We start from the raw sequence: 11,888 nt of genomic DNA on the forward strand, positions 1-11,888 counted from the left end.
ACCTCAGGAGGCGTCTCCGCGTGAGCGCAGCTATCGACGACGGACCGGCGGAGATTCAAGCCGACGTCCTCGCCATTGATCTTCGAACCGCAGTGATGCGAACATCCCGCAGGCTGCGAATCGAAGCGACCGGCGAGGTGATTACCCCTGGGCAGTACACGGTGCTCGCCCACCTCAACTCCGGTTCGCAGACGTTACGGGAACTGGCCGAGCTGGAGCACGTCCAGGCGCCGTCGATGACCCGGATCGTGAACGCCCTGTCCGGGCAAGGCTTCGTGTCACGGCAGGCCAACCCCGAAGACGGCCGGCAGGTCCACATCAGCATTACTCCAGCGGGCCAGGAAGTCCTGGCCGAGGCCCGCAGCCAGCGGACTGCCTGGCTGGCGCAGCGCGTAGCAGGACTCAGTGCGGAGGATCGGCTGACGCTAAGCCGGGCCGCGCGCATCATGCAGGAGATGAGCGCCAAGTGAGTGCCATGTTCCGTGCCCTCGAGAGTCCCAATTACCGGCTTTGGGCTGGTGGTGCGCTGGTGTCCAACGTCGGCACCTGGATGCAGCGGGTGGCACAGGACTGGCTGGTCCTGACGGTCCTCACGAATCACTCCGGAACCGCAGTGGGCATCACCACGGCGCTGCAATTCCTGCCCATGCTCCTTCTTGGGCCGTATGCGGGCGTCCTGGCCGACCGCTACCGAAAGCGCGTGATCCTCCTCTGGACCCAGACGGCCATGGGAATCTGCGGGCTGATCGTTGGCCTTCTGGTGGTAACGGGCGTGGCCCAGTTGTGGCACGTCTACCTCGCCGCCCTTGCCTTGGGACTGGCTGCCGCAATCGATGGCCCGGCCCGTCAGGCGTTCGTGTCGGAACTTGTTGGCCCGGAGAAGCTCTCCAATGCCGTGGCGCTGAACTCTGCCTCCTTCAACAGCGCCAGGCTGACCGGCCCTGCCATCGCCGGAGTGCTCATTGCGTGGATCGGCACGGGTCCGGTGTTCCTTCTCAACGCAGCGAGCTTTGTGGCCGTCATCGTTTCCCTCTCCCGGGTTAAGGCCGCCGAGCTGGAGCCGGCAACGCCAGTGGCCCGCGGCAAGCACCAATTAACCGAAGGCCTGCAGTACGTGCGCCAACGCCCTGACCTGGTCCTCATTTTGCTGATGGTGGGGCTGTTGGGTGCCTTTGGCATGAACTTCCAGGTGACGAACTCCTTGATGTCCACGGCGGAGTTTGGCATGGGGCCGGAGGAGTTTGGTCTCCTTGGCTCCATCATGGCCGTGGGAACACTCGGGGGTGCTTTGCTGGCGGCCCGCAGGTCCGGCCCGAGGCTCCGTTTCATGCTCGGCGGCGCAATGAGCCTTGGCGCCTTCACCATCCTGGCGAGCATCTCGCCGACGTTCTGGATATATGCGGCAGTACTTGTTCCGGTAGGGCTGGCGTCCATCACGTTCCTGAACAGTTGCAACACCACTATCCAGTTGTCCGTGGAGCCGCAATTCCGTGGACGCGTCCTCGCCCTGTACTTGGCCATCCTGCAAGGCGGCACGGCAATCGGAGCACCCCTCATGGGCTGGATCGGCACGGAATTCGGAGCCCGCTGGGCTGTGGCATCCGGCGGGGTGGTAGTCCTTTTGACCGCCGTCGCTTGCGTGGTCCTGGTCAGCCGTCGCAGCCGGAAGACGCTCCGTGAACAGGTTCGCAGTGCATGGCTGCGGAGGCGGGCGACCCAAGCGTCGTCCAGCTAGCGGACCTCAAGCTGCCTCTTGTGAACCACGAGAGGCCGTTGGCTGTATCCAGATATCAGATCTGGTAGTAGTGCTCTTCGAGACCCTTGATGAGCAGTTCGGGCTCCCCGCTCATTGCCGCGTCGACCAGCAGGAGATGCCTGTCCGCCTGGCTGTCGGCGGTACCAACGCCGCGCCGCATTATCGGCACCATCATGACCGCGAGAAGCGACTCCAGACTCTGCCATGCCTCCACCAGTTTGGTCTTTGGCTGCTGATTCATCAGCGTTCCATGGAACTCACGGTCCAACCTCATGAGATCGTCTACGTCCTCCGGCAGACGAAGCCCCCGCATGCGCTCGGCGATGCGCCTTAGCTCTTTCTCAACCTCCACGGGCGGGGGAAGTACCGCGTGCATGGCCGCCCGCCCTTCGAGCGCTGCGAAGACTTCCCCGATCTCGGCGATGTCGCCATCGCTGAAGTATCGAACCCTATTACCCGAACCCGGCGAGAATTCGACCAGCCCGGTTGCGGCAAGGCGCGTCAGGGCCTCGCGGACTGTCCCGCGGCTTACAGACAGATCTTCGGCGAGCCTCTTTTCCACAAGATGCCGGCCGGGGTCGAGGGTCCCCAGGATGATTTCCCTCCTGATTCGGTGCGCCACTTGATCCACGAGTGTTGTTCGCTCCGCAACCCGAGGCGCAAGCGTTCTCGCGAGAGACGTCCTTGCTGGCTCAGAGGAAGGTTTACTCTCCATTGCGCTCACACCCCTATCGGCTAATGGCAGCCACCCGCACTTTGGAGTGGGCCTTGACACTAGATCACCAAACGATAGTATCAAACAATCATGTCGGACACGATTGTCGGACACTTCGGTCGGATAGGACACCCAAATGCATGGTGGCTTCGGAAGCCAAGAGCCCGTGATACGCGGCCACTTCCACATCCCTGCTCTCCCTGGCGGCGGTTTGGATGTGCCGTACATCGAGATCCATGGCCGGGAGACCGGGCCTCGGCTGACGGTTCTCGCAGGGGTCCATGGCTGTGAGTACGCGGCCATGGCTGCCCTGCGGGAGTTCGTTTCGGAGGTTAATCCTGCGGAACTGAGGGGGATCATCACCGCGGTTCCCGTGGTCAACGTCCCGGCTTACATGGGCCGAACGCCCTTCGTCGTTCCAGTGGATGGCAAGAATCTGAACAGGTGCTTTCCCGGCGACCCGAAGGGCAGCTTTTCGGACGTGCTGGCACACCATGTGTTCGAGCGCTTCATCCGGGGAGCCGACTACGTCATAGACCTGCATTCCGGAGATCTGCCGGAAGCTATTGAGCCGGTAGTTATCTACGACGAGTCACCCGTGAGTGAGGCTGCGCGGCGGATCGCGATGGCGTACGGGACCCAGCATGTGATCAGGCAGCCTTCCGACGCGAGGGTCACAACCGGCACCACGGGTTCTGCTGCCGCAGATGCCGGTGTTCCGGCGATCACCGCTGAGGCAGGAGGCAGCGGGATCATCGACCCCAAGGCTGTCGCCATTCATGTCATGGGCCTGCGGAATGTGGCTGCGACCCTGGGAATGCTCCCCTATGACGTAAAGCAGACCCGTGGCCAGACCGAGCACCAGCAAGGGTGGAGTTGGATTCACTCGCCGGTGGGTGGTTGGTGGCAACCGACCGTCGAACTTGGCAAGCCTGTCTCCAAGGGCGGGCTTCTTGGACAGGTCAGTGACCTTTTCGGCGACGTCATCCACGAAGTAAGGGCGAATCAAGCCGGGATACCCATGATCATCACCACGAGTCCCGCGATCGCCGCGGACGGACTCGTGATGGTCCTAACCCAGGAGGTTTAAGAAATGAGCACCACCAAGAAGAGAGTGGCCGTCATCGGGCTCGGAACCGCGGGCAGCATGTCTGCCTGGCGCCTGGCTTCACGGGGCGTAGATGTAGTCGGGTACGAGCAGTTCGGAATTGCCCATGACCGTAGCGCCCATGCGGGCGAATCCCGTATCTTCCGCACCGCCTACTTCGAAGACCCTGAATACGTGCCACTGCTTCGAACTGCCAAGGCACTCTGGCAACAACTCGAGGGTGAAACAGGCACCAATCTGCTCACACTTGCCGGCAATCTCATGCTGGGAGAGTCCTCATCGCAGATGGCCAACGTCAGCAACTCCATCGATAAGTTCGGGGTCGACGCCTCCATCATTCCGCTCGACGAGGCACGCACCCGCTGGCCGCACCATCCGTTCCACGAGGGGGACGCCGTTGTCCTTGACCGTGAAGCAGGTTATCTTCGCCCTGAGCTTGCGGTGCTGAAGGCCGCCTACCGGGCCAAGTCGCTGGGCGCCCAACTACGCACCTACACCCCGGTCGAAGGGGTGGAAGTCAAAAACGGCGGGGTCTGGGTCAGCGCCCATGGACGAAACGAGCGATACGACCACGTTGTAGTCACTACCGGCCCCTGGGCGGCGAAGCTGCTTCCGGAACTCGCGCCACTCCTGCAGGTTCGCAAGGCGGTATCAGCGTGGTTCGTCACGAAGGAACGCGGGGCATTTGATCCGGCCAACTTCCCATGCTTCATACGCACAACGCCTGAAGAGTTCTATGGACTGCCGGCGATGGACGGAAACGGGCTGAAACTAGGCCTGTCCGGCACCGTCAACCGTCTGGTGGCTGACCCCGACGCCCTCGACCGGACAGTCCCCGTCGACGAAATAACGGCATTCAGGCAACTCGTCGCCGATTCCTTCCCGGCACTCTATCCAGATCCTGTCCGGGTCGCCGCCTACATGGAGGGCTACACCCAGGACGGCCACGGGATCGTTGGGCGGCTTGGTAGTGAGGACCGCATTACCGTCCTCACAGGCCTGTCCGGGCATGGGTTCAAGCTTGCACCGGTGCTCGGCGAAATCGCCGCGGACTACGCCCTTCAAGGCGCCAGTGACAACACGATCCCGCTCATAAGCCCTGACCGGTTCCTTGCGGTCCAGACCTCGACGGCGAACCCGTGAGATGACGCAAGGCCCCGTCCCGTTCATTACCGCGTCCAGCGGGCACCACTGCACGCCTTTCCTGTAACCCCACCATCCCAACCCAAAGAAATTCCAAGGAAAACACGATGAAGACACAAAACAAGGTCCACGCCGCTGTGGCCGCACTGGCCCTCCTTATTGGCTTGAGCGCATGCGGCAACGCCGCCAGTAGTGAACCTTCGGCCAGCCCCACCGAACTGGGCCTGAGGGATATCTCGGAGGGTGTCCAGCCCGATCCGAAGGCTGTGAGCCTCCTGCCGAAGTCCTACAAGGACAAGGGCGAGCTCACGGTGGCCGCGGACCTGCACTACCCGCCGACCGTCTTCCTTGCCGAAGACAACAAAACCCCGATCGGCCTCAACCCGGACATCACCCGGCTTATTGCCAAGAAGCTTGGCGTAAAGGTGAAGTTCGAGGACACGAAGTTCGACACCATCATTCCGGGCCTTGACGGCGGACGCTTCGACTTCACGGTTTCGACCATGGCCAAGACCGAGGACCGGCTCAAGGTCGTGGACATGATCGACTACTTCAAGGCTGGCAGCTCCATCGGGGTGACCGCCGGAAACCCGCAGAAACTCACGAACGAGACCCTATGTGGGAAGAACATCGCCGTCACCCAGGGCTCCACCGGCCAACTGTTGCGCCTTCCGGCCCTGAACGAGATGACCTGCACCTCCAAGGGACAGCCCGCGATCAACGCTGTGACGCTGCCCAACATCCAGGAAGCCCTGGTACAGCTGCACTCCAAGCGGATCGACGGCATCCTCTACGACACCACGGCACTCGCCTGGGCACAGACGCAGCAGCCGGGCTCCTTCCAGATGCTTACCCCTCCCCTCAACGTCGGGGGAACCGGTATCACTGCAGTTGCGCTGAAGAAGGGCTCGCCGCTGACCCCGGCAATCCAGGCAGCAGTCCAATCGATCCTCGGGGACCCGGAGTACAAAGAGGCGCTCAAAACCTGGGGCCTCGAGTTTGGCGCCATCACCGACGCCAAGCTGAACTAGCAGGTGCCTGAATGACAACGGCAATCGACAAAGGAAACAAAGCTGCCATGGGAAGCATTGATGCAGCCCTCAAGCCACGGCTCCGGCTTCGGACCCGCTCCGAATATGCAGGGTGGATCCTGAGCATCCTCGTCGGCGTCGGGATTCTCACCTCCGTCCTGACAAACTCCAACTTCAAGTGGGAGATCGTTGGGAAGTACTTCTTCGCTGAGACGATCCTGCGCGGGCTCATGCTCACGATCTTCCTCACGGTTGCGAGCATGGCACTGGGAACCTTGCTCGGGCTTGCCCTTGCGATCATGCGGGCTTCGCATGTGAAGCCGGTCTCCATGACAGCCGGACTCTACATCACATTGTTCCGGGGTACCCCGGTCTTGGTGCAGCTGATCTTCTGGTTCAATATCTCCGCCCTTTACCCGAACCTGAGCATCGGGATCCCGTTCACTGACATCAGCACTGTCATCGACGTCAACACGATCATGGGCCCGATCACCGCAGCACTCGTGGGCCTTACCCTCAACCAGGCTGCCTACATGGCCGAGATCATCCGCGGCGGCTTCTCCGCGGTAGGCAAGGGCCAGCTCGAGGCCGCCGACTCGCTCGGAATGAGCGCATCCATGAGGATGCGCAAGGTCATCATCCCTCAGGCCATGCCGTCCATCATTCCGGCAACCGGCAATCAGTTCATCGGAATGTTCAAGGAAACGTCGCTGGTCAGCGTCCTCGGCGTGGCCGAGCTTTTGCAGAGCACCCAGTTGATCTACGCCCGCACTTTTGAGACCATCCCGCTGCTCATCGTGGCCAGCCTCTGGTACCTGGTCATGACCCTGCTGCTGAGCTACCCGCAGTCCAAGCTCGAACAGAAGTACTCCCGCGCAACCGCCCGGCTTCCCCGGAAGTCGAAACCCGCTGTCCTGACAGACCCGGAAGGTATCGCCCGATGAACACCGACGGCACTATCCTTGCCCAGAAAATCCGAAAGTCCTTTGGGCCCAAGACAGTCCTGAAGGACATCGACCTGGAGATCGCCAGCGGAGAGATCTGCTGCATCATCGGCCCCAGCGGGTCGGGAAAGTCCACTATCCTTCGCTGCATCAACGGTCTTGAGACCGTGGACTCCGGTGTCCTGAAGGTCAATGGCGAGGACTTCGGCTACTACGAAACCGATAAGGCCTACCACGCCCTGCCAGCGAAGAAGCTGGCCCAGCAGCGCACCAGGGTTGGCATGGTCTTCCAGTCCTTCAACCTGTTTCCGAACATGACCGCCCGGGAGAACGTCATGTCCGGACCGGTCCTGGTCAAGCGCGCGGACAAGAAGGAATCAGCCAAACGAGCCCAGGAACTATTGACAAGCGTCGGACTCGGCGCGTTTGGTGACCGATACCCGGCCGAGCTCTCCGGTGGGCAGCAGCAACGCGTCGCGATCGCCCGGTCCCTGGCCATGGACCCGGAGATCATGCTCTTTGATGAACCAACATCTGCACTGGACCCCGAAAAGGTCGGAGAAGTCCTGACAGTCATGAAAGAGCTGGCCAAGAAGGGCATGACCATGGTGGTGGTCACCCACGAGATGGGCTTCGCCCGCGAAGTGGCCGACTCCCTGATCTTCATGGACGACGGCTACGTCGTCGAACGCGGCGACGCCCGGGAAGTCCTCGCCAACCCGCAAGAGTCCCGCACCCAGTCCTTCCTCGAGAAAGTGCTCTGAAATGACAGATGGAAAATTGGCCGTCATCGGTCTCGGCACCATTGGCAGTATGGCCCTCTGGCAGGCCTCCCGGCTGTCCGATTCGGTGGTCGGCTTCGAAGCGCAGCTCCCTGCCCACGGACGCAGCGCCGTTGGCGGAGACACCCGCCTGTTCCGAATGCTCAACCTAAATCCGGGCTTCAACCCCATCCTGCACAGCTCCCAACGGCTCTGGGCCGAGCTTGAGGATGAAACCGGACAGGACATCCTTTTGCGCTGCGGTGGAATCTACATTGGCACGGCGAATGGCCCGTACATTCCACAGCTGCTCGAGTCGGCGCGGGTGACCGGAGTCGCGCACCAGATTCTCTCCCATGCCGAGATGGCCGAGCGGTACCCGCAGCACAACCTGCGTTCGGACGATATCGCTGTATTCGACCCCAACGGTGGCGCTCTAAGGACGGACCGGGCCGTCACGGCTGCGATCTCCGCAGCCGAGGCCAACGGTGCCACAGTACTCACCAACACCCCGGTAGACGGGATCCGGGAAACCGTAGACGGTGTTGTGGTGACCTCCGGGGACAAGTCCTGGACGTTCGAGAGTGTCATCGTCGCGTCCGGCGGCTGGTCACAGAAGCTCATGCCGGAGTCGCTCCAGGCACACACCCAACCCAACAGGGTCTTCCTCACGTGGTTCGTCGCGAAAAATCCCGCACTCTTCTCTCCAGAACGGTTCCCCGTCTTCGTGCGGCTCTCCGGAGACCGATCCATGTATGGTGCACCCGCAGTTGACGGGGTCACCGTCAAGGCAACGCTGAATTTCCGGCCAACGCCTACACGGAACCCGGATGCGGTTCCCAGGGAACTTACTCCGGCAGAGGTTGCGGAGACGACCGAAACGGTGGGTGAGTTCTTCCCCGGCCTGTATCCAAACATCGTCCGCTCGGATGCGTTCCCGGACCTCTTCACTACCGACCGAAACCCGCTGCTCGGGCGTTTGGACGCCGGTAGCCGGGTCTACTGCGCCACCGGGTTCTCCGGCGGGGGCTTCAAAATGGCCACGGGATATGGCGAGATCGCCGCCCGGGAGGCACTCGGATTACAGACGTTCGACGGCCTGGATTTCCTACGTCCGGAACGGTTCATGAGCGTCCACAGTATGCAGGTTTCCCCGGCCGGACAGTCCTCTTCCCACAGCTAGTGAAAGCGTTGATATGAGTCTTCCCTTTACCCCGGCTGATTCTCGCATCGGGCTGGTCGCCAATGGCGTGTCCGGCTCGCCATCTGACCGGTTGCGTGCTTTCGGCTTGAAATTGCCCAGCCTCGCTCACAACCCGTACTACCTTCAACACCGCTCGGTGGACTCCAGCATTTACATCTCAGGCCAACTGCCGTACAAAGACGGCGAACTTCTGGGCACCGGCATCGTCGGCCGCGAGGTTGAGCTTGAAACAGCCCAGGAGCTTGCCCGCCATGCAGCGCTCAACGCACTTGCTGCCGCCGTCCAAGCAGTAGGCGACCTGGACAAGGTCCGCATCGTGCAGATGCTCGTCTTTGTGGCCAGTACACCGGACTTCGGCCTGCAGTCGCAGGTCGCCAATGCAGCCAGTGACTTGCTCATCGGGGTGCTGGGTGAAAAGGGACGGCACGCCCGTACTGCGATCGGTGTTGCCGGCCTGCCGCGCAGGAGCCCGGTCGAGATCCAGATGGTCTGCACGGAGGCATAGGACATGAAGAATAAGGAACACAGCGTGAACCGCATTCAGCAAGCTCTAGGGACGCTCGTAGATCGGATCGATACGCCCTCACCAATCGTGCTGTCCGACGTGATGCAGGACAACATCGACCGGATGCAGGCGTTCGCAACCCAGCAGAACCTCGACGTCAGACCACACGTCAAAACCCATAACGAGTACCACGGCTTCCTTCCTCTGCCCGGGGACGGATTCCATCCCCGCGTCGGGAGCGTGCTACCCGTGGTGCCAAACCACGTCTGCCCGGTGGTGGTCAATTTCGAGGAGTACATCGTCACCGACAGCACCGGAGCACCACTGGAACGGTGGCCGGTGGACGCCCGCGGATTCCTCAATTAACCGCTGGGGGGAGGGGACTTTCGCCCCAACCCACATCGAACAATCAACCTCACGATGGAGTGACTGACTTGAGATTAGACAAAACCACTGCCGTGGTGACAGGAGCCAGCAGTGGAATCGGTGAGGCGGTGAGTTCGCACTTCCGTCGCGAAGGTGCCCGCCTGCTGCTCACCGGCCGCAGGGAGCACCTCGATACCGCGCACACCGATGACCTGTACGTCCCGGGGGACCTTAACGACGAAGCCTTTGTCGAAAGGCTCGCCCGGCAGGCCGCCGAAGCGTTCGGCACGGTCGACGTCGTCGTCATTAACCACGGCTTGCAAGTCACCGGCCCGCTGACGGAGATGGACCATGACGATGCGAAGAATGTGCTCCACAGCAACCTGCTCAGCGCCTTCCTGGTAATGAAGCACTTCGCACCACTGATGCCCGCGGCGGGAGGCTCCTTCGTCTTGGTCAGTTCACGGCTGGGCATGGTCGGAATGCCTGGCCAGGTCCTGTACTCCGCGGCCAAGGGCGGCCTGATCATGCTCGCCAAGGGCGCCGCGATCGAGTGGGCTCCACGGAACATCCGCGTCAACGTTGTCGCTCCGGGGCTAACCATTACTCCGGTCATCGAAGCATCAATCCAGCGCAGGCCCGACCCCGAGGCCTATCGCCGCCAGCGCGAGGGCCAAATTCCGCTCCAACGCCTCTCCACCCCCGAGGAGATCGCCGACGCCATCCTCTTCCTCGCATCCAAGGAAGCGTCCTACATCACCGGAGCGACGCTCCCGGTAGACGGCGGATACACCGCCTTCTAGGCCCCCCGCAGGGCCCGGCATCAGTCGGGCCCTGCGCCCCTTCCCAACAACGTCTGAAAGTGGAGCAATGCCCATGAGTACTGGAACGACTCTGAACCTCATTGAAACCCGGCTGCTAATCGGCGGGGAATGGATATCATCCGGCACAGGAGCCACGCTGCCGGTCATCAACCCCGCCACCGGCGAAACGGTGGCGCACGTTTCCGACGGCTCTATCCAAGACGGTGCGTTGGCACTGGATGCCGCCTGCGCTGCCCAGGATGCTTGGGCAGCAACACCGGCAAGGGACCGTGCCGACATCCTCGCCCGCACGTATCAGGGCATAGTCGCCCGCCGCGACGATTTCGCCCGCTTGATCGTGGACGAGATGGGCAAGCCCTGGGCCGAAGCCCAAGCCGAAGTAGACTACGGCGCAGGGTTCTTCCATTGGTTCGCAGAATCCGCCGGACGGATCCACACCGAAGGCCAGTTCGGCGTCGAACCTGGCTCCAACTACCACATGGCAGTGTCCAAACGCCCGGTCGGCCCCTCCCTGCTGATCACCCCGTGGAACTTCCCACTGGCCATGGGCGCCCGCAAGATCGCCCCGGCCTTGGCCGCTGGCTGCACCACCATCCTCAAGCCTGCCGCCCAAACCCCGCTTACCTCCCTGCTGCTTGCTCAAGTCCTCCAGGAAGCAGGTGTGCCCGCCGGTGTGGTGAACGTCGTCGTGACGAGCAACTCCCGCGATCTGATCAGCGCCATCATGAATGACGAACGGATCCGAAAAATCTCCTTCACCGGCTCCACCGAAGTCGGCCGGGTACTCCTGGCCCAAGCCGCGCAGAACGTCGTGAACACCTCCATGGAACTTGGCGGGAACGCACCACTGATCGTTTTCGACGACGCGGACCTCGATACTGCGATCGAAGGGGCCTACCTCGCCAAGCTCCGCAACGGTGGTCAGTCCTGCGTCGCAGCCAACCGGATCTATGTCCAGGCCGGCATCGCTCCCAAGTTCACCAAAGGCTTCACGGAGCGCCTCGCCGCCGTCAAGGTCGGCAACGGCCACGAACCCGGCACCGGTCTAGGGCCACTGATCGATCACAAGCAACGCGCCGCCGTCCACAATCTCGTCGTGGACGCCCTCGCCAAGGGCGCAACCTGCCTCACTGGGGGCCAGATCATCGACGGCCCTGGCTACTACTACCGGCCCACCGTCCTAACCAACATTCCCGCCGACGCCAGCATCAGGGAAGAAGAAATCTTCGGCCCCGTCGCAGCGATCTACACCTTCGACACCGAAGAAGAAGCCGTCGTGAAAGCGAATGCCACTCCCTACGGCCTGGCTTCGTACATCTTCACCCAGGACCTGACCAGGGCACTGCGCGTTGCGGACACGATTGATGCCGGCATGACAGGCATCAACCGTGGGCTCATCAGCAACCCGGCCGCACCGTTCGGCGGGACCAAACAATCAGGCCTCGGCCGTGAAGGGGGCATTGAAGGCCTTGAGGCCTACCAGGAAACCAAATACACCGGCATCCAACTCTGACCTGATCCGGGCCGCGTT

13 protein-coding genes are annotated in these 11,888 nt (G+C 62.1%); 12 read left to right on the top strand and 1 reads right to left on the bottom strand.

Going from position 1 to position 11,888, the window contains the following annotated elements; all coding sequences use genetic code 11:
- Window positions 1-95: 95 nt before the first annotated feature.
- A complete protein-coding gene (locus LDN82_RS02690) occupies window positions 96-470 on the top strand; it encodes a MarR family transcriptional regulator (protein WP_224095110.1) in 375 nt (124 codons plus the stop codon).
- Window positions 467-1,735 (top strand): MFS transporter, encoded by a 1,269-nt coding sequence (locus tag LDN82_RS02695; RefSeq protein ID WP_224166274.1) that lies wholly within the window; start codon window positions 467-469, stop codon window positions 1,733-1,735. Before LDN82_RS02690 ends, LDN82_RS02695 begins: the two co-directional genes overlap by 4 nt.
- 55 nt (window positions 1,736-1,790) lie before the next feature.
- On the opposite strand, the gene LDN82_RS02700 is transcribed toward LDN82_RS02695, so the two are convergent.
- A complete protein-coding gene (locus tag LDN82_RS02700; protein WP_263422280.1) occupies window positions 1,791-2,378 on the bottom strand; it encodes a GntR family transcriptional regulator in 588 nt (195 codons plus the stop codon).
- Between the two features lie 229 nt (window positions 2,379-2,607).
- Here LDN82_RS02700 and LDN82_RS02705 point away from each other — a divergent pair, with 229 nt between their 5' ends.
- From LDN82_RS02705 to LDN82_RS02750, 10 genes are all read left to right on the top strand, one after another.
- Window positions 2,608-3,561, top strand: a complete 954-nt coding sequence (locus LDN82_RS02705; protein WP_224166276.1) for a succinylglutamate desuccinylase/aspartoacylase family protein — start codon at window positions 2,608-2,610, stop codon at window positions 3,559-3,561.
- A gap of 3 nt (window positions 3,562-3,564) precedes the next feature.
- Window positions 3,565-4,722: an N-methyl-L-tryptophan oxidase gene (gene solA, locus LDN82_RS02710; protein ID WP_224166277.1), complete on the top strand. Its 1,158-nt coding sequence runs from the start codon at window positions 3,565-3,567 to the stop codon at window positions 4,720-4,722.
- Window positions 4,723-4,829: 107 nt separating this feature from the next.
- Window positions 4,830-5,753 (top strand): ABC transporter substrate-binding protein, encoded by a 924-nt coding sequence (locus tag LDN82_RS02715; RefSeq protein ID WP_224166278.1) that lies wholly within the window; start codon window positions 4,830-4,832, stop codon window positions 5,751-5,753.
- A gap of 11 nt (window positions 5,754-5,764) precedes the next feature.
- A complete protein-coding gene (locus LDN82_RS02720) occupies window positions 5,765-6,697 on the top strand; it encodes an amino acid ABC transporter permease (protein WP_224166279.1) in 933 nt (310 codons plus the stop codon).
- Window positions 6,694-7,461, top strand: a complete 768-nt coding sequence (locus LDN82_RS02725) for an amino acid ABC transporter ATP-binding protein (RefSeq protein WP_224166280.1) — start codon at window positions 6,694-6,696, stop codon at window positions 7,459-7,461. The genes LDN82_RS02720 and LDN82_RS02725 overlap by 4 nt, the downstream gene beginning before the upstream one ends.
- A gap of 1 nt (window position 7,462) precedes the next feature.
- Window positions 7,463-8,641: an FAD-dependent oxidoreductase gene (locus LDN82_RS02730; protein ID WP_224166281.1), complete on the top strand. Its 1,179-nt coding sequence runs from the start codon at window positions 7,463-7,465 to the stop codon at window positions 8,639-8,641.
- Window positions 8,642-8,654: 13 nt separating this feature from the next.
- Window positions 8,655-9,167, top strand: coding sequence for a RidA family protein (locus tag LDN82_RS02735; protein WP_224166282.1), 513 nt, complete (start codon window positions 8,655-8,657; stop codon window positions 9,165-9,167).
- A gap of 24 nt (window positions 9,168-9,191) precedes the next feature.
- Window positions 9,192-9,533, top strand: a complete 342-nt coding sequence (locus tag LDN82_RS02740) for a hypothetical protein (protein WP_224166283.1) — start codon at window positions 9,192-9,194, stop codon at window positions 9,531-9,533.
- A gap of 59 nt (window positions 9,534-9,592) precedes the next feature.
- A complete protein-coding gene (locus LDN82_RS02745) occupies window positions 9,593-10,336 on the top strand; it encodes an SDR family NAD(P)-dependent oxidoreductase (RefSeq protein ID WP_224166284.1) in 744 nt (247 codons plus the stop codon).
- A 73-nt stretch (window positions 10,337-10,409) separates the two neighbouring features.
- The gene (locus LDN82_RS02750; protein WP_224166285.1) at window positions 10,410-11,870 is read left to right on the top strand and encodes an NAD-dependent succinate-semialdehyde dehydrogenase; all 1,461 of its coding nucleotides are present in this window, start codon (window positions 10,410-10,412) and stop codon (window positions 11,868-11,870) included.
- The last annotated feature ends 18 nt before the right edge of the window (window positions 11,871-11,888 follow it).

The organism is Arthrobacter sp. StoSoilA2, assembly GCF_019977195.1.
In the GTDB taxonomy this organism is placed as follows: Bacteria; Actinomycetota; Actinomycetes; order Actinomycetales; family Micrococcaceae; genus Arthrobacter.